The sequence below is a fragment of the Bradyrhizobium sp. CCBAU 21365 genome (assembly GCF_015291305.1).
Lineage (GTDB): Bacteria > Pseudomonadota > Alphaproteobacteria > Rhizobiales > Xanthobacteraceae > Bradyrhizobium > Bradyrhizobium elkanii.
The window spans coordinates 6573841-6597949 of the sequence record NZ_CP030036.1 but is presented as its reverse complement, the minus strand read 5'-3'; the positions used below and the strand labels follow the sequence as shown (position 1 = coordinate 6597949).

At 64.7% G+C, this 24109-nt stretch carries 20 protein-coding genes and 1 pseudogene; 15 read left to right on the top strand and 6 right to left on the bottom strand.

Annotated features, from left to right (window positions below):
* Window positions 1–2 precede the first annotated feature (2 nt).
* Window positions 3–833: a type 1 glutamine amidotransferase gene (locus tag XI02_RS31160; RefSeq protein ID WP_018272926.1), complete on the top strand. Its 831-nt coding sequence runs from the start codon at window positions 3–5 to the stop codon at window positions 831–833.
* On the top strand, window positions 830–2056 hold the full coding sequence (locus XI02_RS31155; protein ID WP_172647502.1) for a Zn-dependent hydrolase: 1227 nt from the start codon (window positions 830–832) through the stop codon (window positions 2054–2056). Before XI02_RS31160 ends, XI02_RS31155 begins: the two co-directional genes overlap by 4 nt.
* 264 nt (window positions 2057–2320) lie before the next feature.
* Here the strand turns inward: XI02_RS31155 and XI02_RS31150 are convergent, their stop codons facing one another.
* Both XI02_RS31150 and XI02_RS31145 read right to left on the bottom strand, forming a co-directional pair.
* Window positions 2321–2566, bottom strand: coding sequence for a hypothetical protein (locus tag XI02_RS31150; RefSeq protein WP_129965171.1), 246 nt, complete (start codon window positions 2564–2566; stop codon window positions 2321–2323).
* A 270-nt stretch (window positions 2567–2836) separates the two neighbouring features.
* The gene (locus XI02_RS31145; protein ID WP_075968426.1) at window positions 2837–3034 is read right to left on the bottom strand and encodes a hypothetical protein; all 198 of its coding nucleotides are present in this window, start codon (window positions 3032–3034) and stop codon (window positions 2837–2839) included.
* A 503-nt stretch (window positions 3035–3537) separates the two neighbouring features.
* Here XI02_RS31145 and XI02_RS31140 point away from each other — a divergent pair.
* The 6 genes and pseudogenes from XI02_RS31140 to XI02_RS31115 all read left to right on the top strand — a co-directional run bounded on the left by XI02_RS31140 (window position 3538) and on the right by XI02_RS31115 (window position 8551).
* Window positions 3538–3945 (top strand): hypothetical protein, encoded by a 408-nt coding sequence (locus XI02_RS31140; RefSeq protein WP_125459161.1) that lies wholly within the window; start codon window positions 3538–3540, stop codon window positions 3943–3945.
* A 3-nt stretch (window positions 3946–3948) separates the two neighbouring features.
* A pseudogene (locus XI02_RS45555) lies at window positions 3949–4212 on the top strand (helix-turn-helix domain-containing protein); the annotation flags it as partial.
* 216 nt (window positions 4213–4428) lie between these two features.
* Complete coding sequence (locus tag XI02_RS31130) at window positions 4429–5679, top strand: acetyl-CoA C-acetyltransferase (protein ID WP_018272923.1); 1251 nt, start codon at window positions 4429–4431, stop codon at window positions 5677–5679.
* 18 nt (window positions 5680–5697) lie between these two features.
* Window positions 5698–6480, top strand: coding sequence for an SDR family NAD(P)-dependent oxidoreductase (locus XI02_RS31125; RefSeq protein ID WP_016844647.1), 783 nt, complete (start codon window positions 5698–5700; stop codon window positions 6478–6480).
* A 20-nt stretch (window positions 6481–6500) separates the two neighbouring features.
* Window positions 6501–7268: a crotonase/enoyl-CoA hydratase family protein gene (locus XI02_RS31120; protein ID WP_016844646.1), complete on the top strand. Its 768-nt coding sequence runs from the start codon at window positions 6501–6503 to the stop codon at window positions 7266–7268.
* A gap of 122 nt (window positions 7269–7390) precedes the next feature.
* The gene (locus tag XI02_RS31115; RefSeq protein WP_038379081.1) at window positions 7391–8551 is read left to right on the top strand and encodes an acyl-CoA dehydrogenase family protein; all 1161 of its coding nucleotides are present in this window, start codon (window positions 7391–7393) and stop codon (window positions 8549–8551) included.
* Between the two features lie 37 nt (window positions 8552–8588).
* On the opposite strand, the gene XI02_RS31110 is transcribed toward XI02_RS31115, so the two are convergent.
* Window positions 8589–9266, bottom strand: a complete 678-nt coding sequence (locus tag XI02_RS31110; RefSeq protein WP_018272919.1) for a GntR family transcriptional regulator — start codon at window positions 9264–9266, stop codon at window positions 8589–8591.
* A gap of 144 nt (window positions 9267–9410) precedes the next feature.
* Between XI02_RS31110 and XI02_RS31105 the strand changes: the two genes are divergently transcribed.
* From XI02_RS31105 to XI02_RS31095, 3 genes are all read left to right on the top strand, one after another.
* On the top strand, window positions 9411–12812 hold the full coding sequence (locus XI02_RS31105; protein WP_197971364.1) for a molybdopterin-dependent oxidoreductase: 3402 nt from the start codon (window positions 9411–9413) through the stop codon (window positions 12810–12812).
* 53 nt (window positions 12813–12865) lie between these two features.
* On the top strand, window positions 12866–14320 hold the full coding sequence (locus XI02_RS31100; protein ID WP_172647503.1) for a short-chain fatty acid transporter: 1455 nt from the start codon (window positions 12866–12868) through the stop codon (window positions 14318–14320).
* A gap of 360 nt (window positions 14321–14680) precedes the next feature.
* Window positions 14681–14902 carry a hypothetical protein gene (locus XI02_RS31095; protein ID WP_080586156.1) on the top strand — a complete coding sequence of 74 codons (222 nt, stop codon included), beginning with the start codon at window positions 14681–14683 and terminating at the stop codon, window positions 14900–14902.
* Window positions 14903–14911: 9 nt separating this feature from the next.
* On the opposite strand, the gene XI02_RS31090 is transcribed toward XI02_RS31095, so the two are convergent.
* From XI02_RS31090 to XI02_RS31080, 3 genes are read right to left on the bottom strand one after another with little or no spacing between them, the layout of a single operon-like run.
* Window positions 14912–15637 (bottom strand): formyltransferase family protein, encoded by a 726-nt coding sequence (locus XI02_RS31090; protein WP_244981139.1) that lies wholly within the window; start codon window positions 15635–15637, stop codon window positions 14912–14914.
* 38 nt (window positions 15638–15675) lie between these two features.
* Complete coding sequence (locus tag XI02_RS31085) at window positions 15676–17034, bottom strand: hypothetical protein (protein ID WP_172647505.1); 1359 nt, start codon at window positions 17032–17034, stop codon at window positions 15676–15678.
* Between the two features lie 58 nt (window positions 17035–17092).
* Entirely contained in the window at window positions 17093–19441 is a 2349-nt protein-coding gene (locus XI02_RS31080; protein ID WP_311988725.1) for a hypothetical protein, read from the bottom strand.
* A 668-nt stretch (window positions 19442–20109) separates the two neighbouring features.
* Between XI02_RS31080 and XI02_RS31075 the strand changes: the two genes are divergently transcribed.
* From XI02_RS31075 to fliS, 4 genes are all read left to right on the top strand, one after another.
* Complete coding sequence (locus XI02_RS31075; protein WP_038375816.1) at window positions 20110–20811, top strand: RNA polymerase sigma factor; 702 nt, start codon at window positions 20110–20112, stop codon at window positions 20809–20811.
* Between the two features lie 140 nt (window positions 20812–20951).
* A complete protein-coding gene (locus XI02_RS31070; RefSeq protein WP_016844634.1) occupies window positions 20952–21776 on the top strand; it encodes a flagellin in 825 nt (274 codons plus the stop codon).
* Between the two features lie 63 nt (window positions 21777–21839).
* The gene (fliD, locus tag XI02_RS31065; protein ID WP_172647507.1) at window positions 21840–23537 is read left to right on the top strand and encodes a flagellar filament capping protein FliD; all 1698 of its coding nucleotides are present in this window, start codon (window positions 21840–21842) and stop codon (window positions 23535–23537) included.
* Window positions 23537–23980: a flagellar export chaperone FliS gene (gene fliS, locus XI02_RS31060; RefSeq protein WP_016844632.1), complete on the top strand. Its 444-nt coding sequence runs from the start codon at window positions 23537–23539 to the stop codon at window positions 23978–23980. Before fliD ends, fliS begins: the two co-directional genes overlap by 1 nt.
* Window positions 23981–24109: the final 129 nt, after the last annotated feature.

Here is a 24109-nt window from a genome sequence, read left to right as displayed (position 1 = left end):
CCGTGCTGAGGCTGCTCGTTCTCGAGGGCAACACGCTGGCCGGCCGGCGACGGATCGCCGAGACGGCGGGCGCAATGCCTGCGGAGAGCTATGCGGCGGTCCTGCGGTCGCTTGCACCTCGCGTCGTCGTCGACATCGCGACCCCGGCGGACGCGAGCTTCGCGCTGCCGCAACCGCTCGAAGCTTACCACGGCATCGCGATCACGGGATCGGCCCTCAACATCTACCAGCGGGAGGTCGAAGCGCTGCGGCAGATCGACCTCGTGCGCGAGATCTTCGTTCGCGGCGTGCCAATGTTCGGCTCGTGCTGGGGCTTGCAGCTCGCGACGGTCGCGGCGGGCGGCGAGGTCGGTCTCAACCCGGCGGGACGCGAGGTCGGATTCGCGCGAAGGATCATGCTGACGGCTGAAGGCCGCGCTCATCCCATGCATGCTGGTCGTGCGGCGGTTTTCGACGCGCCGGCCATCCACAGCGATATGGTCACCCGCCTTCCGCAGTCCGCAACCGTCACCGCCTGGAATACCATGTGCGAGGTTCAGGCGGCGGAGATCCGTTTCGGTCGCGGGCTATTCTGGGGCGTGCAGTATCATCCCGAATATCGCCTGCACGATGTCGTCGCCGTAATCCGGCGCTACGGACAGCTCCTGGTTGACGAGGGTTTCTTTGCCGATCTGGACGCGCTCGCGCGTTATGCCGCTGACCTCTCGGCGCTCGACGCGGACGAACGGCGTGGCGATCTCGCCTGGAAATTGGCACTTCACCGCGACATTCTGAGCCATGATTGCCGGCAGACCGAGCTGAGGAACTGGATCGCATCGCTGGAGCAGACATGACCGCATTGCATGACCTCATCGCGCGCTTTGCCAGGATCGGTGCGACCGACGACGGTGGCGTGTGCCGGCTGGCTGGAACGGCGCGCGACAAGGAGGCGAGGGACCTCTTCCTGCACGAGATCGCCGATCGCGGCCTTGTTCCGAGGATCGATGCGATCGGCAATCTGTTTGGCGTGGCGATGCTGGCGCCGGCGTCCACGGACGTCGTCATGACCGGCTCGCACCTCGATTCCCAGCCGACAGGAGGACGATATGACGGGGTCTTCGGCGTGCTCGCCGGGATCCTCGCGGTCGAGGCCGTCAGGGAGCGTTGCCGTGCCAATCCCGGCGCCGCGCGACGCAACCTTGCCGTCGTGAACTGGACCAATGAGGAGGGTGCCCGCTTCCAGCCCAGCCTGACCGGCAGCTCGGTTTTCGCCGGCGCCCTGAGCTTGAAGGATGCATATGCGTGCAGCGACGCAGAGGGCGTCACCCTGGGCGAGGCGCTGTCCGCGATCGGCTATTGCGGGACGACGCCGCTCGAACACAATCCGGTGGGCTATGTCGAGTTGCATGTGGAGCAGGGCGATCGCCTGGAGCAGGCGGCTGGCGACATTGCCGCAGTGTCCGGCGCGTGGATGACGCGCAAGATATCGGTGACGTTCGAAGGCGACTACTCGCACACCGGACCGATGCCGATGGCGCTCCGCCGCGACGCCCTGCGCGCAGCGGCCCGGGCGATCGAGGCGCTGTACCAAGAGGTCGCGAGCGAGACTGCGGGCGCCCATGCCTCCGCGGCGCGCATCAGTGTTCATCCCAACTCGCCGAATGTCGTGGCGGGCCGTGTTCGGGTCTGGTTCGAGATCCGGCATGAGGCCGAAGCCGTGGTCTCGGCGATCAGCGACCGCTTTCTGAAGCGAATCGAGCGTGAGTCGGGCGAGATTGGCGTTGGTCTCTCGATCGCTGCCGACGAGAGGCGAGCTGGGACCGTGCTTGATCCGGGCGGCGTGGCACTGGTTCTTTCTGCCGCCGCGGATCTCGGTTTCAAGGCCATGACGTTCAAGACCATCACCGGCCACGACGCGCTGGCGATCCAGAAATCTGTTCCGTCCTCGCTGATCTTCGTTCCGAGCCAGGGCGGGCTCAGCCACAATCCGCGCGAGTTCACGGCGCCCGCGGCCCTCGACAAGGGCTACGCCGTGCTGACCGAGGTGCTGTGGAGAATGGTTACCGCGAAGGCGTGAGGCGTTTCGGGTGCGATGATCCCATAGGCGACGAAGGGACACCACCCGTCCGGCGGGACTCGAATCTGCAACCAGACCGTATGAGCGACGATCGCGTTCGAAGCTCGTCTGCCGCAGTAGACCGTTAGCTGATTTCCGCTTCTGGCCGTGGTCGTGGAGAAACTCGTGAGCATGCCGCGAGAAGTCAGGGCAATGCGTCTTTCTTCAGAAGCTGCCCGCGGGCCTCATCCCCCTTCTCGACGCTGAGGCCCATCGCGTGAAGGATCACGTCGACTTTCGAGAACTGGACGTCGCTGGCTCGCAGAGAAGCCGAAGACTAAAGCCATGGGCGAACGCGTCGATAACGGTGTTGGGGATGATGTTGAGCAGGAATTCGGCGATGGTCTGCTCTTTGGCTTTGCCGGCGTAGACTGCAACGGCCGGCCACGGCGATGCCGCAGAAGAAGCCACAGCCGCGGCGGGCGGATAACGATAGTCATCCCTTAATGATGAGGCGCCCCAGGAACGCATTGCAGGCCCGCTCGGCTTCAGCGAACGAACTGAAGGGAGACCCGGATACGTGAGCCGCTGGCATATTCAGAAAGTCGGGGCGATATGATGCAACAAAGCCCGGCTCTCCATGCAATCCAGGTCCACTCCGGCTCTCGTTGCTGATGACGAATGAATAGTCGTCGCTGCTAGCGATCCATATCTCCAGTTCAGTATCGACTCGGCGGAAGTGCAGGGCCATTTCACCCTCCACAAACTTTGGTCCTCCGTGATCATCCACAAGGGACCGCTTTAGCCTGCTTTTGTGCGGTTGGCCGCTTCTGCCTCCCGCGCCAGCCGTTCGGCCTTTAGGCGCTCTCGATTATCATGGACCGCTTTTTGCGCTTTGGCGTAATCCGTCATAGCATCCTTCGGCCTGACGGTTTTGAATGCCTTGTTTGCTTCGCGTTCCGCAGCCGTCGGCGTCCGTCGGTCTCGCTCTTTAATCATTGTTGACCTCCCATTTGGGCTGACTAATCAACGCGCCTTGTCCGGGCATGGCAAAAAGATCGCTTCAATTGAATAGCCGTTGATTTTGCTAACAAATCATACGCCTCTTAATCAGCGGGTCCCAGGTTCGAGCCCTGGTGCGCCCACCAAGCTTTCATAGCTTAGGTTGGCCCTCGTAACGGTCATCCCGGCCCGCGGTCACTTCTGTTCCGACAGCCGCTATTGGCTGCGTCCTCACGCCGCTTCCTGATCCCCGCACTTAGGCTTGCGCATGTCCGCTATCGCGCGGAATTTCGATCGCCGTTCGGCAGCGGTCTGCGTTTGACGAAGTTCACCATGACGGATCCGCGCTCACTGCGCTGACAGGCGTCGGGGTGAAGGTGCGGGCTGAACGCGGGGCGCCCTGCGGCGACGGCGGTTGACAGCGGAGGGCGCCCACTTTAATCACCTGACTAATTAATCAATTAATTAAAGCTCAAAACCCTAGGGAAAGAATCCGCCTGATGCTGGCCGGCCGAAGACATCCGAAGCTGCTTGCCCCGCGCGGTCGCGGCTTCACCCGGCTGGAAAACCAGGTGTTCGTGCATTCCGTGCGCAGCGGCGTCGAGGGGGCTGAAAATGACCTTGGCGAGCGGGCCGCACGCTTTGCCGAGCGCAGCGTCGGTGTGATCACCGCGGGCGGACCGAACGCCGGAGCGACCGGCCATCGCGTCAGACCGTCGATCCCGGAACAAGCTGTGCAGCACCGCTGCCCACGCGGTGCGCGCCGCGGACCCCTGCCGCCAAATCCCGCACATGAGTTCGCGCGCGCGAGCGTTGCGCGCCCGGCCGTGGTGTCGCGGATCGGGGGCTGCCGCCCGAAGCAGAGTGGGCTTCGTTCACCCGTATGGAAAATGAGGAGTGAGGCGTAAACGATGGGACGTCGATCTGAGGTACTGATGGCGCAAGAGACCGCCGGCACGGACAACCGGCGCGTGATCCAGGTGGTGTCGCGCGCATTCGACATCGTGCGTTGCTTCGAAGGTCGAAGCATACGCCTGGGAAATCGCGAAATCGCCGATCGCTGTGGTCTTCCCCGATCGACGGTATCGCGTCTCACCTTGACGCTTACCCAGATCGGCCAGCTGATCTATCTGCCGCAAGAGCAGAAATATGCTCTCGGTCCCCACGCCGCCGCAGCCGGCGCGCCGTTGTTTGCGCAGGGTTGCGACAAGCCTGTCTGCGCCGACGAGCAGCAGCTCCGGCAGGTGCCGCGCTTCGGGTACTTCGAAGATCAGCGCAACTCGATTGCCGAGCCGCTTGCGGTGACGCCACACCGTTGACGCCTCGCGGAAACGGTTGGGACCGCCGGCACGAGCGCAAGCTAATGAAACATCCGAAGCAAAGGGAAACGCATGTCTGAAGCATACATCATTGACGCCGTTCGCACGCCGCGGGGCATCGGCAAGCCGGGCAAGGGGGCGCTGTCGCACCTGCATCCGCAGCACCTGGCCGCGACGGTGCTCGGCGCGCTCAAGGAGCGCAACAAGCTCGATACGTCGACCGTCGACGACATCATCTGGTCGACATCGACCCAGGAAGGCAAGCAGGGCGGCGATCTCGGACGCATGTCGGCGCTCGCGGCGGGCTACGATATCAACGCCAGCGGCACGACGCTGGATCGTTTCTGCGGCGGCGGTATCACGTCGGTGAACCTTGCGGCAGCGTCAGTGATGTCGGGGATGGAGGATTGCGTCATCGCCGGCGGCACCGAGATGATGAGCTATCAACAGACCCTCGCAGCCGAGCGCTCCAAGGCCGGGCAGCCGGCGCGGATGATGGGTTCGGGCAATCCGGCGCTTGACGAGATTCACCCGCAGTCGCACCAGGGCGTGTGCGGCGACGCCATCGCGACGCGCGAGGGGATCAGCCGCGAGGCCTGCGATGCCCTGGCGCTGACGAGCCAGCAGCGCGCCAAGCGGGCCATCGATGAAGGGCGTTTCGCCAAGTCGGTGATCCCCGTCCTCAACGACGACGGCAGCGTTGCCCTCAATCGCGAGGAATTCCCGCGCCCGGAAACCACTGCCGAAGGACTGGCTTCGCTGAAGCCGAGCTTCGAGCAGCTTGCCGATTTCGACCTCGGCAACGGCACGACGTTCAAGAAGCAGATCCAGCGCCGCTATCCGGACCTCGAGTGGAAGGGCGTGCACCATGCCGGCAACAGCTCGGGCGTGGTGGACGGCGCCGCCGCGGTGCTGATCACGTCGAAGGCATATGCCGAGAAGCACGGCCTCAAGCCGCGCGGCCGCATCGTGGCCTATGCCAACCAGGGTGACGACCCGACGCTGATGCTTAACGCGCCGGTTCCGGCGGCCAAGAAGGTTCTTGCCAAGGCGGGCCTGACCAAGAACGACATCGACGTCTGGGAGATCAACGAGGCCTTCGCGGTCGTCGCCGAGAAATTCATCCGTGATCTCGAGCTCGATCGCGAGAAGGTCAACATCAATGGCGGCTCGATCGCGCTCGGCCACCCGATCGGCGCGACCGGATCGATCTTGATCGGCACGGCGCTCGACGAACTCGAGCGCAGCGGCGGACGTTATGGCCTGGTCACCATGTGTGCCGCCGGCGGCATGGCACCGGCCATCATCATCGAACGCATCTGATCGCGAAAGGATATTGCCATGAAACTAGATTCATCGGTCGCCGCCGTCGTCACCGGCGGCGCTTCGGGCCTTGGTGCCGCCACCTCGCGCGCGCTCGCTGCGCAAGGCGTGAAAGTCGCGATCTTCGACTTCAACGATGAGAAAGGTGAGGCCATCGCCAAGGAAATCGGCGGTGTGTTCTGCAAGGTCGATGTCACCTCGGACGAGCAGGTCGATGCAGGCTTCGCCAAGGCCCGCGCCGCGCACGGCCAGGAGCGCATCCTGGTGAACTGCGCCGGCACCGGCAACGCGGTGAAGACCGCGGGCCGCGACAAGAAGACCGGCGAGCCCACCCACTTCCCGATCGACGCCTTCAACCGCATCATCCAGATCAACCTCGTCGGCACGTTCCGTTGCATCGCCAAGTCGGCGCAGGGCATGCTGTCGCTGGCTCCGCTGGAGCACGGCGAGCGTGGTGCGGTCGTCAACACAGCCTCGGTCGCGGCCGAGGACGGCCAGATGGGGCAGGCGGCTTATTCGGCCTCGAAGGCCGGCGTGGTCGGCATGACCCTGCCGATCGCGCGCGACCTGATGGCCGAGGGCATCCGCGTCAACACCATTCTGCCGGGCATCTTCAACACCCCGCTGCTGCAGGGGGCGCCTGAGAACGTCAAGGCCGCGCTCAGCGCGTCGGTGCCGTTCCCGAAGCGTCTCGGCATGCCGGAGGAATACGCGCAACTGGCGCTGACCATGATCACCAACGGCTACTTCAACGGTGAAGACGTCCGTCTCGACGGCGCCATCCGCATGGCCCCGCGGTAAGCGATCAGGAGACCAAAGCGATGTCCGAAGAAACTCCGGTCCTCACTGAAGTCCGCGGACCGATACTGATCATCACCCTGAACCGGCCGGAAGCCAAGAACGCGGCCAACCTCGCCCTCTCCAAGGGCGTGGCCGCGGCGATCGACCGGCTCGACGCCGACGATGCCTTGAGCGTCGGCATCATCACCGGCGCCGGCGGCACATTCTGCTCGGGCATGGACCTCAAGGGGTTCCTGAAAGGCGAGCGGCCGTCGATCCCCGGCCGCGGCTTTGCCGGCCTCACCGAGGCGCCACCGAAGAAGCCGCTGATCGCGGCTGTCGACGGCTACGCGCTCGCCGGCGGGATGGAGATCGCGCTGTCGTGCGACATGATCGTCGCCAACCGCAACGCCAAGTTCGGGATCCCCGAGGTGAAGCGCGGGCTGGCCGCTGCGGCCGGCGGCCTGATCCGCATGCCGCGCCAGATGCCGTTCCGCGTGGCGATGGAGTTCGCGTTGACGGGCGAGTTCTTCGGCGCTGAGCGTGCCTACCAGCTCGGCATCATCAATCGTGTGACCGACGGCCCGGCGCTCGCTGCCGCGCTCGAGCTTGCGGCCGCGATCGGCGCCAACGGCCCGCTCGCCGTGAAGGCATCCAAGCAGGTGATCGTCGAATCCCGGCTCTGGCCGGAAGATGAGATGTGGAAGAGGCAGCAGGAGATCGTCGGTCCTGTCTTCGTATCCGAGGATGCCCGCGAGGGCGCGGCTGCCTTTGCAGAAAAACGCCCACCGAACTGGAAGGGCAAGTAGGGCATCGCCTGTTTTGATGACGGAGCGTCGGTTTTGATTGCAGCAGAACCGGCGCTCCAAACTTTTTACCGGTGCCTCGCCGCACGCCGGCGGGCTTCCAAGAGAGCGCTATTGGGTGATTGATGCGCAGCTTTACCGAAGACCAGGTCATCTTCCGCGACTCCTACCGCAAGTTTCTCGCCAGCGAGATTGCGCCCCATATGGAGGAATGGCGGGAGGCCGGCATCGTCGACCGCAGCGCGTTCAAGAAGGCCGGTGACCTCGGCTTCCTGATGATCTGGCCCGAGGAAAAATATGGCGGAATGGGCGACGAGGACTTCCGCTACGAGCAGATCATCATCGAGGAGACTGCGCGCTCGGGCTGCAAGGGCTGGTACAACACGCTGCACAGCCGCTTGGTCGGTCCTTATTTCAAGCGCTTCGGCACCGAGGAGCAGCGCGACCGATTCCTGCCGAAATGCGTCAGCGGCGAGACCATCCTGGCGATCGCGATGACCGAGCCCGGCGCGGGCTCGGACCTCGCTGGCATGCGGACGACGGCGGAAGACAAGGGCGATCATTTCCTGCTCAATGGCTCGAAGACCTATATTTCCAACGGCATCAATTCCGACGTGGTGATCGTGGCGGCAAAGCTCGCGGGCGCCGAGAAGAAGCATGCCATGGTGCTCCTGATCGTCGAGCGCGGCATGGAAGGTTTTGAGCGCGGCCGCAATCTCAAGAAGATGGGCATGCCGGCACAGGACACTGCCGAACTGTTCTTCAACAATGTGAAGGTGCCCAAGGCCAACGTGCTGGGAGAACCCGGCAGGGGCTTCTACTATCTGATGGAAGGCCTTGCCGAGGAGCGGTTGATCTCTGCGGTCGGATCGATCGCCAACGGCCGCAAGGCGTTCGACATCACGCGCGCTTACGTGATGGACCGCAAACTGTTCGGCCGGCCGCTCGCCGAACAGCAGAACACCCAGTTCCGCATGGCGGAGATGGATGCCGAAATCGATCTCGTGCAGGTCTATGTCGATCACTGCGTGGCCGAGCACAATGCCGGACGCCTGACCAGCAACATGGGCGCGAAGGCCAAGATGATGTCGTCGGAGGTCGAGTGGAAGATGCTCGATCTTGGCGTCCAGTTGCACGGCGGCGCAGGTTACATGGATGAATATCCGATCAGTCGGATGTTTACCGACGCGCGCGTCAATCGAATCCTCGCTGGAAGCTCCGAGGTGATGCGGCTGATTATCGGCCGCGATGTCTTCTCGGAGCACTACAAGAGCATTCTGGACTAGCCGGTCACCACGACCGCCTAGCTGCCTCCGCTCCGCGTCAGCCGCGGGCCTGCCGCAGTGGCTCGCGCGCATGCTCCTTCGAGCGCAGCAATGCATCGACGAAGATCGGCTCCCAGGAGCGGATGTGCGTGCGGAGCAGGGCGGTCAGCGCCTCGGTCTCGCCGGCGAGCGCGAGCTCGATCAACCGGTAATGCTCGGGCACTGACGCTTGCTGCCGCTCGTGGCCGGCGCGGGAACTGATGCCGTAGAGCCGCATCTTGTCGCGCAGGCCCATCACCGTGTCGGTCAGCAGGTCGTTGCCGGCGGCCGCGATGAACTCGCGATGATAGTTGCGGTCGGCTTCCAGATAGAGCTGGACGTCGTCGGTCTCGACGGCCTTGGCGATCTGGTCGGCCCAGCCGCGCACGACTGCCAGATCCTTTGGCGGGTTGGCGGCGACCAGCACGGCGGCGTGCAGCTCGAGCACCTCGCGCATGTCGAACAGATTGCGCAACTCGGTCAGCGTCGGCTCGACCACCTTGAAGCCGCGGTTGCGCATCGGCTCGACCAGGCCGCCGCGGCTGAGCTCGAGCAGTGCTTCGCGCACCGGCGTCGAGGAGACGCCGAGGCTCGCGGCGAGAGACGGCACCGAATACATCGTGCCCGGAAGGCTCTGCCCGGAAATGATCTCGGCCCGCACCCGCTGCAGCACCTGTTCTCGCAAATTCTGGTCCATCGGTGGTCGTCGCCGCCTCTCGCTGGGAACTCCGATTCGTCCCTGATTATTACTTAGCCTTGACGCCGCCGGTAGCGTATGACGTAAATGTGTAACGCATTACAAAAATGCGTCACATGGGCTGACGGGATAGGTGAAACGGCGGTGAAACAGCGGCTACCCGGCTATTGCACGCTTTGTCGCTCGCGCTGCGGTGCCGTCACCGTGGTCGAGGACGGGCGCCTTGTCGGCGTAGAGGTATTGAATAACCACCCGACCGGCGGCGCGCTTTGTGCCAAGGGCAGGGCGGCGCCCGAAATCGTCGCCAGCCCGCGCCGGCTGACCGTTCCGCTGAAGCGGACCCAGCCGCGCGGCGCCGCCGATCCGGGCTGGGTCGAGGTGTCCTGGGACGAGGCGTTGACCGAGATCGCCGCTCGGCTCGGTACGATCCGCGCCGAGAGCGGCGCCGAGGCGGTGGCGTTCGGCGTCACCACGCCGAGCGGCACGCCGATGGTCGACAGTTTCGAGTGGGTCGAGCGTTTCATCCGTGGCTTCGGCAGCCCGAACCTGATCTATGCGGTCGAGATCTGCGGCTGGCACAAGGACTATGCGCACGCGCTGACCTTCGGCCGCGGCATTGGCTTTCCCGATTACGACAATGCCGATGCGATTATCCTGTGGGGCCACAATCCGGCGCGCACCTGGCTCGCCCAGGCAACGCGGATCGCCGATGCGCGGCGGCGCGGCGCCAAGGTCGTGGTGGTCGATCCCAAGCCGAACGGCTCGGGGCAGCAGGCCGATCTGTGGCTGCGCATTCGCCCGGGCGCCGATGGTGCGCTCGCGATGGGGGCGATCCGTCACCTCATCGCAACCGGCAGCTTCGATGCGGATTTCGTCAACGCATGGACCAATGGATCGCTGCTGGTCGATCGTGCGACGGGACGCTTCCTGCGCGCCGACGCGTTGTGGCCGGATGGCGCGTCGGAGGCTTTCGTTCGTCTCGATGCGTCGGGCGCGCCGGTACCTTGCGACACCCGCTACGCGCCGGAGAGCTGTGGCCAGCTGCGCGGCGCGTTGCAGGTCCGCACACGCGACGGCCGGATGATAGCGGCGGCAACTGCGTTCGAACTGCTTGTCGAGCGAGCCGCGCCGTACACGCCGGCCCGCGTCGCGGAGCTGACCTGGCTTCCTGTCGAGGACGTCGACGCGTTCAACACGCTTCTCGCTCGACGGCCACGGCTCGCCTATCATTCCTGGACCGGCGTCGGCCAGCACACCAACGCGACCGCGATCGAGCGCACGATTGCAACGTTGTATGCGCTGACCGGCGCTTGCGATCGGCCCGGCGGCAATCGCTGGCCGGTGCCGCCGCCGACCCGTGCTCTCAACGACTACAACATCCTGTCGCCGGAGCAGCAGGCAAAGGCGCTGGGCATTACTGAGCTGCCGCTCGGCCCGCCGGCCAAGGGCTGGATCACGGCGCGCGACTTCAGCCGGGCCGTGCTCGACGGCGAGCCCTACCGGGTGCGCGCGCTGGTCGCCTTCGGCACCAACTTCGTCGTCTCGCAGGGCCATTCCGAGCGCAACCGCGCCGCGCTGAACGCGCTGGAATTCCAGGTTCATATCGACATGTTCATGAACCCGACCGCGGAGAGCGCCGATTTCGTGCTGCCCGCCAGCACGCCGTGGGAGCGCGATGCGCTGAAGATCGGGTTCGAGATCACGCAGCAGGCCGTCGAGACCGTGCAGTTTCGCGCGCGCATGGTCGAGCCGGTCGGTGAAGTGAAGGCGGACTATGAGATCGCTGCCGCGCTCGCGCTCAAGCTCGGCATGGACGAGCTGTTCTTCGGCGGCGACATCACGGCCGGGTGGAACTATCAGCTCGCACCGCTCGGCATCGATGTCGAGGATCTCCGCGCGCATCCCGAGGGTCGTCGGTTCCCGCAGGCCTTCCGCGACGAAAAATACGCCGTGGCGCGCGAGGACCGAACAGTCGCCGGATTTGCGACGCCGACGCGCCGCGTCGAGCTTTATTCCGAGCTGATGCTGGGACACGGGTATGATCCCTTGCCCGACCACGTCGAGCCGGTCGGCAGCCCGCTCACGGCAGCGCCGGACGCACGCTTTCCGCTCGCGCTTTCCACCGCCAAGAGCGGCTGGTTCGTTCACTCCTCCTATCGGCACGTCGCCTCGCTGCGGCGCAAGTCGCCCGATCCGGCCGTCGAGATCAGTCCGCAACTCGCCGAGAGGCGCGGCCTTGCCGAAGGCGACTGGGCCGTGGTGGAGACGCATGGCGGTGCCGTGCGCCTGAAGGTGCGCCTCAATGCGGCGCTCGACGATCGGGTCGTCGTCGCCGAATTCGGCTGGTGGGAAGAATGTCCGCCGCTCGGCCGCGAGCGTTCCGCGACGGCAGGCATCCACACCCGCAACATCAACGCCGTGCTGCACGACGATGCACGCGATCCGATCAGCGGCTCCGTCCCGCTGCGCGCGATTGTCTGCGATATCAGGCGCGACGGAATTGCCAGTCGTGGCCTGTGGAGCGGTCAGCGGCGGTTCACGGTCGGCGCGCGCCGCGCCGAGGCGGATAATGTCGTCGCGCTCAAGCTGCTGCCACGTGACGGCGGTCCGCTGCCCGACTTCCTGCCGGGCCAGCACGTCATGGTCTCGCTGCCCGGCGCGGCGGAGGCTCGGGCCTATTCGCTGACCGGATCGGCTGATCTGCCGCATGCGCTGTCGATCGCGGTGAAGGGACGTTTCTTCAATGAGGCGCCGGGTGGCGACGCGGCGTTCTTCATGCCGGATCGTCTGCATCGCCTGGCCGTCGGCGACGAGGTTGTGCTGGAGCCGCCGGGCGGCATCTTCACGCCGCCATTGAAGGGGGCGCGGCCGCTGATTTTCCTCGCGGCTGGCATCGGCATCACGCCGTTCATCAGCCATCTCGAAACGCTGCAACGGATCGCACCACAGGATCGCGTTGGCGAAATCTTGCTGCTGCATGGCTGCCGCAGCAGCCGGGAGCATCCGTTTGCCGAGCGGCTTGCACAGTTGGACGCCGGTATTCCAGGGCTGAAGCGTGTGACGTTCTATTCCGCGCCGTTCGCGCAGGACCCGATCGACTCGCATTCGTTGCGCAAGGGGAGGGTTGATCTCGGACAGGTCAAGCCGCTGTTGGCGCGCCGGCCGCTGGTCTACATCTGCGGCTCGCCGGAATTCGTTGCGGCGCAGATCGAGGCCGTGACGGCGCTCGGCGTGCCGCGCTTCGACATTTTCGCTGAAAGCTTCGTGTCGCCGCCGTCGGTGCCGAGCAACCTTGCGCCGCGCACCATCCGGCTTGCGGGCAGCAAGCAGAGCTTTTCCTGGAAACCCGAGCAGGGGACGCTGCTTGATGCGGCGAGTGCGGCGGGTGTCGCGCTGCCGAGCGGCTGCCGTGTCGGGCAATGCGAAAGCTGTGCGGTTCAGGTCGTCGATGGGGAGTTTACCCATCTCGGCCCTGTCGATGGCAGCGAGGGACAGTGCCTCGCCTGCCAGGCCGTGCCGCTGACCGATCTCACGCTCGCGCTTTGATGACCAAACACGATTGAAGGCTGTAACCGTATTACCGGAAGGGGATCAGATTGATGACGAATGCAACGCACGATCAAACCGTGAGCTTGCGAAAACCTGTCGCGGACAACATCATCGCGCGATTTTCGCAAGCCCTGGTGGCGTTTGCGGAGCGCTGGTTTCCGGATGCCTACGTCTTCGTCCTGATCGCGGTGATTGCGGTCGCGATCGGCGCGATCCTGCATGGCGGTTCGCCGCTCGCCGTCAGCCGCGCGTTCGGTGACGGGTTCTGGAACCTGATTCCCTTCACGATGCAGATGGCGCTGGTCGCGATCGGCGGCTATGTCGTGGCGATGTCGCCGCCGGTGGCGGCCGTGCTGGCGCGGCTCGCCAGCGTGCCGAAGACCGGGCGCGGCGCCGTGGTCTTTGTCGGCGTGCTCAGCATCTTTCTGTCGCTGCTGAACTGGGGCCTGAGCCTGATCTTCTCGGGTCTTCTGGTGCGGGAGATCGCACGGCGCACCGACATCAGGCTCGACTACCGGGCGGCCGGTGCCGCCGGCTATCTCGGGCTCGGTTGCGGCTTCACCCTCGGCATCACGTCATCAGCCGCGCAGCTGCAGGCCAATGCCGGCAGCATTCCGGCATCGCTTCTGCCGATCACCGGCGTGATCGGTTTCTCGGAAACCATCCTGACCTGGCAGAACATGGTCACCGTCGTGATGGTGACCGTGGTCTCTGCTGCGATCTGCTATTTCACGACGCCTGCGCCCGAACAGGCGAAGACGGCGGAAGACCTCGGCGTTGCGCTTGGCGATGATCGCATCGAGGCCAGGAAGCCGGCGCGTCCGGGCGATTGGCTGGAGTTCAGCCCGCTGCTGACGATCCTGATCGCCGTGCTTGCCGCCGGCTGGTTGTGGCAGACGTTCCAGTCGGGCAATCCGCTGATCACGTTGTCGGGCCTCAACACCTATAATTTCGTCTTCCTCATCCTCGGCATCGTGCTGCACTGGCGTCCGCGCAGCCTCATCGAGTCGTTCTCGAAGGCGATGCCGAGTGTCTCCGGCGTGCTGTTGCAGTTTCCGTTCTACGCCGGCATTGCGCAGATCCTGACCAAGGTCCCGAACGGCAGCGGCACGACGCTGTCGGACACGATCGCACACTGGTTCGTCGGCGCCTCCAGCAATTCCACCGTGTTCTCGTTCCTGGTCGGAATCTATTCGGCGCTGCTCGGCTTCTTCGTGCCGTCGGCCGGCGGCAAGTGGATCATCGAGGCGCCCTACATCATGAAGGCGGCCAACGACATCGGCGCGCATCTCGGCTGGACGGTGATGGTCTACAACATCGCCGAGACGCTGCCGAACTTCATCAACCCGTTCTGGATGCTGCCGCTGCTCGGCATCCTCGGCCTGAAGTCGAAGGATCTGATCGGCTACACCTCGGTGCAGTTCTTCATCCACTTTCCGATCGTGATGCTGCTGGCGGCGATCCTGATGGCAACCTTCACCTATCATCCGCCGATCCTGCCTTGAGCGACCATGGCCGGGCACCGGGATGCACGGTGCCCGGCCAAGTCAGCGCTCGACGACCGTCATTACCAAAACTGTGCTGTTTTTCCGCCGGCCGCGAACGAGCCATCGCGCCGGACAGTCATCTTTGGACAGTCATTTCATTGACCGCCGCGCGGTTTGGCTGGATATTGATGCGCGATATCCGTGTTGTCCAAGGTCACCGCAATGAGACATGACCACTGCAGCTTGATGTGCGACATGCGAAGCCGCATGCAGCATCGCTGTGTCTCGGCGGCGACCGGCGTCTGTTGTTGATCGCTTTAATAAATCAAAGCATCCGACAATCAGACAGGAGCGCCGTCATTCGGCGATTGAGCACGCATGTCCCAAGCCCAAATGCCCCAAGCCTATGTCATCGAAGTATCGGATCGCACCGCCGGCATCGTCGTCAGCGATAGCCGCGGCTTCTGCTTCTTCTCCTCCGACCGCGCCTTTGACGGCCTCGACGGGGGCTATTTCGGCTCCGCGCGAGCCGCGGAGCGTGCGGTGAGGGCGCACTTGCAGCAGCGCCGGGAGGTCGGGGGCCGTGCGACGCGCGGTTGAGGCGGTTTCTCAGGAGGCTGCGGCGAGCGGCGGCGAGACCATCTGCGGCGCCTCGGGCGCCTGCGTGGCAGTCGTTGCCAGCTGGAAGCGGATGCCGTGCAACGAGCAGGTCAGCGGGATGCCGCGAAAGTCGTCGTGGAAGGCACGGATCCGGCGCGCCAGCTCGCCGGCGCTGATGCCGGCGGGAAGCTCGCACATCTCGCGGTACATCTGCCGGGTGCTCTTGATTCCGCACCAGGCGATCTCCAATTCCGCCAGCGGCGTGGGATCGCAGGCGAGATCGCGCGACATCCGCCAGAACAGATGGGCAAGCCGCACATAGGCGATCTGTTCGAGCCCGCGCACGCTGATCCTGTCGGGAACGATGAAAGACTCGACCCCGACGATCGGGCCGGAATCGACGCGCGCCGCCATCGCATGGGCCGTCGCGCCGAAGGTGCGGGCACCGTCATAGAGCGCGAAATGCGCCGGCGCCCAGCCGGGATATTGCGGCGGGCCGGGATGGAAATTGTAGGCGCCATGGCCGAGCGCCGCCAGAATGTGCTCCGGCGCGATGACGCTGGTGGTGAAGGCCAACAGCCGGGCCTCGCGCAAGACCTCCGGCCCGATCGCGGCGAGCTCGTCGGCCGTTACCACGCAGCGGAACGACAGCGCCGGATTGTGCGCCTTCAGCAGTTCGGTGAGCGCGAATTGCTGGTTGGCGACGCCGGTAAGAAGGATGATTGTCTTCATGATGTCGATGTCCTTCCCTTGCTCTGTCTTCCCCGCGTTCATCAGCCGCGCTGCCCGGCCATCACGACGACGCTGCCGGCATCGCGGGACTGGCCCACGGTGCGGAACAGGTCGGCCGGCAATGTCTGCCACGGCGCGATCTCGATGATGCGGTTGTTCGCGCTTCTCGCGGCCGATTTCGCCGCGCGGATATCGTCCTGCCAGGGGCAGAGTGCGAGCTCGAGCCGGCCGAATCCGCCGCAATCGGCCGCGAACGCGCCGGTGACCGCCTCGATGCCGGCAGCCATTTCGCGCGCGTCGCTGGTCGCTATATCGCGCATGATCACGGTGATCGCCTCATTCGAGGCCGCCTGCGACCGGATCACGATCATGGCGTCACGGCCGCCGCTGCGGCTGGCGCGCCGCGCGGCCCGCATCGCGATGCCGAATTCGGCGTCCGGTCCAAGATCGCTGCCGTCGGTGGGCAGGTTGTGAACGACCGTGGTGTGGCGGGGCGTGCCGGCGTCTTCGGCCGGGGCGTGGTACGAGCGCGGCAGCCAGACCGTGTCGAGCGCCATCTGCGACGATGTCAGGCTCCAGGCCTGGTCGAGCAAATAGCCTTCCCAGACCGCGGGATAGGCGCTCGCGATGTGGTGCCAGTTGCGCAGCACCGTTTCGGCGGCAGGCGAGCGGCCGAGATAGAGGGTGCGCGCCGACATTTCCCACCGGTTCCATTTGTGGAGCGCGACGTCGCAATCAAGGTATGACGGCAGCAGTGGCGGCTCGCTGAGGACTGCGTCGGCCTCGATGAAGAGCAGCGGCTCGCGGTGCTGCTCCCACATCCGCAGCATGAAGCCGGATTTATCGGCTGCGCGCATGTGTTCGCCGTCTGCGGTGTCGATCGGTGCGATATCGCAGGCGATCCGGAATTCGGCCAGCTTGTCGCGGAGGGCGCGGGCGCGATCGTCGCCGCAAGCGCGGGGGTAGCAGGAGACCACGCGCAGCGATGCCTCGGACCTCGAGCCTTGCTCGGGCGCGATCGGGCGCCAATTGAGGCCGCCCCACCACATCTCATGCGGGCCATCGAAGCTCGGCCCGATCGTTCCGAAGTCGGTCAGCTTGGATTTCAGGAAGTCGAAGGCGGGATTCTCGCCGAAGGGGACGACGACCGCGCAGTCGGCGCGAAGCGACCGGTAAAGCATCTCGGCGGCGGGGCCGCTCGGCGGCTCGACGAGGATGATGACGCCATGGTCCCTCGCCGGCACCGAGCCGGCCTGATGGACGACCGCGGGTCCGAGCCGCTCCGACAGCCATGCGAGCCGTCGGCGCTGCGCGGCGCTCATCCGGATGCCGTTCGCCGTCAGCAATTGGTCGAAGTTCGTCTGCAAGCCGTCCGCTTGCGCCGTGTCAGCCGAAATCATGCCCGCACTACCCCTCGTTAACCTTCTACGTGCGGGACGACCGGATCAGGCGGACAAATCATCTGTTGTTGTTCGTTGCCGGCATGCCTTTGGCGCTGCGCCAGGTCAGTGTGGCCGAGGGGGCACCGTTGCCGTCGCGGTCCGCGACCGCAAGGATGCGGTCATGGTCGAGGGCGGTCAGCGCGACCGTGTAGATGGCGACGTCGTCTTCGAAGCCGTCGACCGGCATCAGCAGCATGCCGTCGTCACTGCTAGCGCGGAAGTGACGGCCGCGCCGTTCGAGGCCGGCATCGATGAGCCGTGCCGCGGCGATCGCTGTCACGTTCGCACTCTCGGCGGCCTTCGCGGCGCTCTCGCCGTATTGGACCGTGATGCCGTGGAGCATCCCGTCGCGGGTGAGCTTGGCCAGCGGCAGCGCGATGGTCGCGATTGCCATCCGGCGCGACAGCGGTATCCGCAGGCGGAGGTCGCCGAGCCCGGTATGATAGACGCTGACCGCCTCCAGCGACGCCTGGCCGTTCCGGTCGAACAGACCGACCTGCAGCGTCCCGCACAGTGCTTCGCCGAACACATTCGCGGGCAGGCGATTGGCGCCGAACAGCGTATAGAGATGGGCGTGCGACGGCGAGAGGGCGGCAAAGCTGCCCGCCAGCCACATCGGGGGCGCCGGAGCCGTGCAGGCGCTCATGAGGCCGCGGGCGATGACGCAATCATTGACGAAGTCGGCATCGAGCAACGGCGCCAGGGCCTGGCTGCCGAGATTGACGTCATGCTTGATGCCGCCAAGCAACGCGAGCTCATCGTCGTCCGGCAGCAGCAGGAGGCGTCCGAGCACGGCGGCGGCCCAGCGCGCCGCGACCGCGGGATCGGCATCGGGCTGCAATCCGTAGCGTGGTGCCAGCTCGCGGGTGCGCGAAACATAGGCCAGCGTTCCGGATTGCACCTCGGCCGCCAGCGCCAGCTGGGCGGCCGGGCGCTGATCGCCCTCGCGCAACACGTCACCGTCGCGATAATCCCGCGCCGATCCTTCCCTGGAACAGCACAACTGCTCCAGCAGGGCGACGTTGCGGATCAGCATGCGCTTGACGTGCGGCGTGACGACGCGATCCGAGATCAGGCCCTCCGCGGTGTCGTCATCGGCGATGTCGTCGAAGGCATCGTCAAGCGTCAGCAGATAGGTGCCGTGCAGGCGGATGCGGATGCCCTCGCGATCGAAAATTCGTCGCAGCGATTTCTGCACGCTTGCGGAATAGCCGAGATCGACCAGGATCAGATCGGTGCAGCCGTCGAAATCCCGGATATGCGCGCGAAGGTAGGTGAGTAGACGCGCCCGGACGCCCGCAGCGATATCGGTGATTTCGCGCCGGTCCATCAGATCGGGCAGGGCGTCGGCGAGTTCGCGGCCGCTGGCAATGCCGTCGGGATACTGCGCAAAAAACTTCATCACGGCGGGCGGCCGCACCTTGACGATGTCGACAAAGGTCGTCGCGTCGATCATGACGACCCGGCTCAGCAGCTCACAGAGCGGTTCGAGGGTGTCCGCGGATCCGACCAGGCTGACGCGACGATTGATCTCGATATAGGCGCCGGTCTCGCCGTGGTTTGCCTGCCAGACCCGATACGGCAGCAGGCCGTCGCGGCCGAGGAATCCGATCGCAACGCGTGCGCCATTGCGAGCAAGCGCCGCGCGCCGGGCGGCAATGAATGCATCGAACGCCGCCATCGCCGGGCCGAGAACCGTCAGGCCGAGGTTGAAAGCGGGAGAATGCTCCGCGCTCTTCGTCGTCACCGCGCGCCGCAGCGTGCGGGCGCCGCAATCGAGCCGCGACGGCTGATCGGGGCACAGCAATTCGAAGATCGATGTCTCGCGCTGAAATTTGGAAGCCAGCGCCGCGCCGGCCTGCGGGTAGTAGCGCGGGCGGATGCCGTGACGGCGCGCGCCGTTGACATCGGCGGTGTGGTTGTCGCCGACATGGAACGAGCTTGCCGCGTCGATGCCTTGCTCGGCGAGATAGGCCTCAAACAGCGCTTCGCTCTTGCTGCTGCCGTGATCGCAGGACGCATAGAGGAAATCCCAGCTCAGCCCGGGACTGCAGGAACGCAGCAACTGCGCGAGCTGGTCGGTGCTCCAGTAAGTGTCGGAAACGAAGCCGACGCGAAAACCGCCGCGCTTCATGTCCAGATATTGCTCGAGCATTTCGGGATTGACGCGGCACAGCTCGAGTTCGCTTTCGAACTCGATCTGCGCGAGATCCTGCAACGCATTGCGGCCCAGGCCGAACAGCCTGAATGGAAAGTATTTGTAGATGTCGGCGATGCGCACTTCGGTGGAGCCGCACCGCTCCTGCGATACCTTGCGCGCCCGCGCCTCCGCCTGGATTCGATGCTGAACGAAACTGGCGGACATGTTCGGAAATTTTTCAGCAATGCAGGAACGCTGAAAAACCCTTTCAAATACGCCATCCGGCGTCGTGCAGGCGCGCAACAGAAATGTATCGAAAACATCGAATGAACATGCAGAAACATTCTGCGCTCGACGCGTCGCGTCGACCGTCATGATCGTCATGCGCAAAATTCCCGCCAGTCCTCATGCGTTGAACGCGCGCATGAGACAAATCAGGCGCGACAGTTCAAAAAAGTTGATGCGGGATTCGAAAACGGGCGCTTCGCGACTGACAGATTCAAAAAATCCGATAACGTCGAAACAGTGATTCGGAAAAAATTGCCTAGTCGCAATCGTCGAATGCAAGATGGCGACCAACGGCGATGAATCACTCGCATGCTCCGCGCATGCATGTGTTCGCGTGGCGTTAGTTGGTGTGACAACAGCGTTTTTCCGACGCGACGATCTCTTCCGCGGAAATGCGAGGCGATGCCGAACGACTGCTCCAAACTCCGTCGAATTTTTCCCTGCGCCTCTGCGCAGCGGCAGCTTTTGCCGGGCGGCCGGCAAAATCATCCAGCTAAGCATTTGAAAAATAACGAAAAAAGTTCGCCTGGTTTGCAAGGCCTCTCCGTTCAACGCTCAGAAGCCGCATGGAATGTGTGCCAGCGGCGTTGGTTGGAGAGCGGCGGATGAGTTACGCGCTTGATATGAGAGCACCGGCCGAAGTGGAGGCCACGCCGGCCGCGGTTGCGCCGGCCGAAGCGGCTGCTCCGTGGAGCAACGTCCCCACCGTTGCCGATGCGGGCCCGCTCGACACCGTCGAGATCCACGACGAAGACAAGGAATTGCTCGACCGCCTTGCTGCCGGCGACGAGACGGCGTTTCGTGCTCTGGTCGAACGTCATGTCGATCGCGCCTACGCGATCGCGCTGCGCATCGTCGGCAACGCCGCCGACGCCGAGGACGTCGTGCAGGACACGATGCTGAAGGTGTGGACGCATCGCGGCCGCTGGCAGCATGGCCGCGCCAAGTTCTCGACCTGGCTCTATCGCGTCGTCAGCAACCGCTGCATCGATCTGCGCCGCAAGCCGCGCACCGAGAATGTCGACGTCGTGCCCGAGGTCGCCGACACCCAGCTCGACGCCTCCGCCGTGATCGAGCGCAACGAGATCGGCAATCTGCTGGAGGTCGCGATGCAGCGGCTGCCCGAGCAGCAGCGCGTCGCGGTGATCCTGTCCTATCACGAGAACATGAGCAACAGCGAGATCGCCGAGGTCATGGACACGACCGTGGCTGCGGTGGAGTCGCTGTTGAAGCGGGGACGGCAGCAGCTGCGCGAGATGCTGAAGCGGCACGAGCGCGACCTGCGCGGCGCGTTTACCGACTGCTAACCATAAATTCCGGCTTCTGAAGATTTTGCGCCTGACCACCGGCGGCCGATCCGTTTGATCGGGCGGACGGGGGCTGGATCCGCGTCACCTCTCTTTTTCACGATGCGGCATGCCATGCCCCATCAGCACAGGAGCTACTCATGCCGGCAATCTCCACCAACACCGCCGCGAACTCCGCGGTCCGCTACCTCAACATCAACTCGCAGCAGGAAACCAGCGCGCTGTCGAAGCTGTCGAGCGGTTCGCGCATCACCTCGGCTTCCGACGACGCGGCCGGCCTTGCGATCTCGACCCGCATCTCTTCCGACATCACGACGCTGCAGCAGGCCGCCACCAACGCGGCGCAGGCGACCTCGATCCTGCAGACCGCCGATGGCGGCGCCTCCAACATCTCGGACATCCTGGCCCGCATGAAGTCGCTGGCTTCCGAGTCCGCCTCGGGCACTGTGGCGGATTCCAGCCGCGCCTACATCAACTCGGAATTCACGCAGCTCAAGGGCGAAATCGACTCGATCGCCAGCGGGACCCGCTACAGCAGCCAGAGCTTGCTCGATGGTTCGAGCGTGTTCTCGTCGGGCGTCTCGGTGCTGGTCGGATCGACCTCGGCCGACACCATCACGATCACGCTGACGAGCCTCACGGCCTCTTCGCTGTCCGTGACGTCGCTCGACGTGTCCAGCCTGTCGAGCGCCACCAGCGCGATGTCGGCTCTCGACACCGCGATCGACAAGGTTTCGTCCGCACGCGCCGAGATCGGTGCGCAGGAATCCCGCTTCAACTTCAGCGCTGACTCGATCTCGACCCAGACCCAGAACCTGCAATCGGCCAACTCGGCGATCAAGGACGTCGATATCGCCTCCGAGCAGGCGACGCTGTCCTCGGCGGAGGTGAAGACGCAGGCCGCGGTTTCGGCGGAAACCGCGGCGAACCAGATGCCGCAGTACCTGCTGAAGCTGCTCGGCTAATTCGAAAGACCGGTCGGGCCGGCATGATGCCGGCCCGATTCCTATCGCGGCGGAAGTGTCGACATGACGGTTAGCAGCGCCACCTCGAGCACATCAGGCACCACGTCGACCAGTTCCGCCAGCACGGTGACAACGACCGGCACGACCAATTCGACCAGCATCGATTGGGATGCCCTGATCGAGGCCGAGGTCAATGCCAAGCTCGCAGCGGCGACCTCGATCACCACGACGATCACCGCGAACCAGGCCAAGATCACCGCCTATCAATCGCTGCAGACCGAGCTGTCGACGCTGGCAAGCGGGTTGTCGTCGCTCAGCACCTCGATCATCAATTCGATTGCCACCAACGCGTTCGCCACGCGGGCGGCGACTATCTCGTCCACCGGTGACGTCAGCGCCTCGTCGGCGCTGAACATGAGCGTCAACAGCGGCTCGGCGACCGGCGATCACACGCTCCAGATCACCCAGCTGGCGACCGCGCAGAAGGTGATCGGCTCTTCGCAGTCGAGCAGTTCGACCGCGCTGGGCCTCTCCGGCACTTTTTCGCTCGGCCTGTCCGGCGGCACCAGCACGGCGATCTCGATCACCAGCGGCATGTCGATGCAGGATGTCGTCGACACCATCAACGCCCAGACCTCGACCACCAATGTCCAGGCCTCGATCGTCCAGGTGTCGAGCGGGTCCTATGAGATGGTGCTGACAGGGACGCAGGACGCCGCTGACATCACCTATTCGTCGACGTCGGGCGATGACATCCTGAACAGGCTCGGCGTCACCGACACGTCCGGAGCGTTCACCGACGTGCTGCAGAAGTCGCAGTCCGCGGAATTCACCCTCGACGGCATCGCACTCACGCGGAATACCAACGACATTTCCGACGTCCTGTCCGGCGTCACTTTCGACCTGCTGCAGCCGACGCCGAGCGGCACCAGTCTCAACATCAGCATCGAGACCGACACCAGCCAGATCACGTCCGCGCTGCAGACCTTCGTCACCAACTACAACGCATTTCGCGACCAGGTGATCGCGCAGTCGGCGCAGAATTCCGACGGCACGGCCGCATCAAGCGCGGTGCTGTTCGGCGACAGCACGATGCGCGATATCATGACCCAGCTGCAGCAGGTGCTCAGCGGGACGGTCGGCGGCATGACGATGGCCGATCTCGGCCTGTCCTTCAACGAGAACAACGAGCTCCAGCTCGATACCGGCACGCTGTCGACGGTGTTGACGCAAAATCTCGCCGGCGTCACCCAATTGCTGTCGGCGCAGACCACCACTTCGTCCAGCCAGCTCAGCGTGGTCAATACCGGCACATCGCCGCAATCCTTCACGCTCGACCTTACGGTGGACTCCACCGGTATGCTGACCGGAGCCTCGATCGGCGGCGACAGCTCCGGCTTTTCGGTGGTCGGCAACACGATCATCGGCAATTCGGGCACGATCTACGCCGGCATGGCCTTTACTTATACCGGCTCGACCTCGCAGTCGATCACGGTGACATCGTCGTCCGGTTTGGCGACGCAACTCTACCAGCTCGCGCATACCAGTTCCGGCACCAGCGGTCAGCTGCAGACGTTGATCACGAATCTGCAGTCGCGCGACACCGACCTGCAGTCCCAGGTCAGCGACATTCAGAGCAATGCGGCCACATTCAAGGCTCGGCTGCAGGTTCAATACGCCAACTACCAGGCGGCCATCGAAAGCGCGAACAACACGCTGGGCTACCTGAAAGCACTCCTAGACGCATCATTGAGTAACTAATGACCCAGAACGCGACCGCCTACCACGCCAACAATGCCTATCGATCCGCCGCGGTGGCGGTGCCGCCGCTGAAGGCGGTGGTGATGCTGTGCGACGGTGCGATTACGCTGTTGCAGAAGGCGCTGGAAGCGCACGAGGCGAAGCGCTTCGAGGAAGGGCACATCTATCTGACGCGGGCGACCGCGATCCTGCGCGGGCTGAGCCACAATCTCGATTTCACCCGCGGCGGCGCGATGGCCGATCGTCTCTACCGCACCTATAACGCCCTGATCATGGCGTGCCTGCGCTCCTATGGCCGGCCGCAGGCCAGGGAAAATTTCCGGCGCATCATCGCGAGCCTGGCGGAATTGCGCGACGCCTGGAAGTTCGTCGAGGCGACCGCCGGCAAGGCCGCCAAGGCCAGGGCGCTCGACAAGACGCTCGAATCAGCCGCGGGCCGCTGAGCCCCGAGAGGCAGCGAATCACCCGCCGAGGGCGTTTCGCCGGCGCAGCTGAGACCCTGAGTGGGCGCCTGGTTGGGGAAAAAATAGCCGCCCGGCGAGCACCATGCTGGACCTGACGCGACAGCGGCG

What these genes read in the sequence shown, in the direction of transcription:
- XI02_RS31155 (WP_172647502.1), top strand. Translation starts at nt 830, where the DNA reads ATGACCGCATTGCATGACCTCATCGCGCGCTTTGCCAGGATCGGTGCG.
- XI02_RS31150 (WP_129965171.1), bottom strand. Translation starts at nt 2,566, where the DNA reads ATGCGTTCCTGGGGCGCCTCATCATTAAGGGATGACTATCGTTATCCG.
- XI02_RS31145 (WP_075968426.1), bottom strand. Translation starts at nt 3,034, where the DNA reads ATGATTAAAGAGCGAGACCGACGGACGCCGACGGCTGCGGAACGCGAA.
- XI02_RS31140 (WP_125459161.1), top strand. Translation starts at nt 3,538, where the DNA reads ATGCTGGCCGGCCGAAGACATCCGAAGCTGCTTGCCCCGCGCGGTCGC.
- XI02_RS31130 (WP_018272923.1), top strand. Translation starts at nt 4,429, where the DNA reads ATGTCTGAAGCATACATCATTGACGCCGTTCGCACGCCGCGGGGCATC.
- XI02_RS31125 (WP_016844647.1), top strand. Translation starts at nt 5,698, where the DNA reads ATGAAACTAGATTCATCGGTCGCCGCCGTCGTCACCGGCGGCGCTTCG.
- XI02_RS31120 (WP_016844646.1), top strand. Translation starts at nt 6,501, where the DNA reads ATGTCCGAAGAAACTCCGGTCCTCACTGAAGTCCGCGGACCGATACTG.
- XI02_RS31115 (WP_038379081.1), top strand. Translation starts at nt 7,391, where the DNA reads ATGCGCAGCTTTACCGAAGACCAGGTCATCTTCCGCGACTCCTACCGC.
- XI02_RS31110 (WP_018272919.1), bottom strand. Translation starts at nt 9,266, where the DNA reads ATGGACCAGAATTTGCGAGAACAGGTGCTGCAGCGGGTGCGGGCCGAG.
- XI02_RS31100 (WP_172647503.1), top strand. Translation starts at nt 12,866, where the DNA reads ATGACGAATGCAACGCACGATCAAACCGTGAGCTTGCGAAAACCTGTC.
- XI02_RS31095 (WP_080586156.1), top strand. Translation starts at nt 14,681, where the DNA reads ATGTCCCAAGCCCAAATGCCCCAAGCCTATGTCATCGAAGTATCGGAT.
- XI02_RS31085 (WP_172647505.1), bottom strand. Translation starts at nt 17,034, where the DNA reads ATGATTTCGGCTGACACGGCGCAAGCGGACGGCTTGCAGACGAACTTC.
- XI02_RS31080 (WP_311988725.1), bottom strand. Translation starts at nt 19,441, where the DNA reads ATGTCCGCCAGTTTCGTTCAGCATCGAATCCAGGCGGAGGCGCGGGCG.
- XI02_RS31075 (WP_038375816.1), top strand. Translation starts at nt 20,110, where the DNA reads ATGAGTTACGCGCTTGATATGAGAGCACCGGCCGAAGTGGAGGCCACG.
- XI02_RS31070 (WP_016844634.1), top strand. Translation starts at nt 20,952, where the DNA reads ATGCCGGCAATCTCCACCAACACCGCCGCGAACTCCGCGGTCCGCTAC.
- fliD (WP_172647507.1), top strand. Translation starts at nt 21,840, where the DNA reads ATGACGGTTAGCAGCGCCACCTCGAGCACATCAGGCACCACGTCGACC.
- fliS (WP_016844632.1), top strand. Translation starts at nt 23,537, where the DNA reads ATGACCCAGAACGCGACCGCCTACCACGCCAACAATGCCTATCGATCC.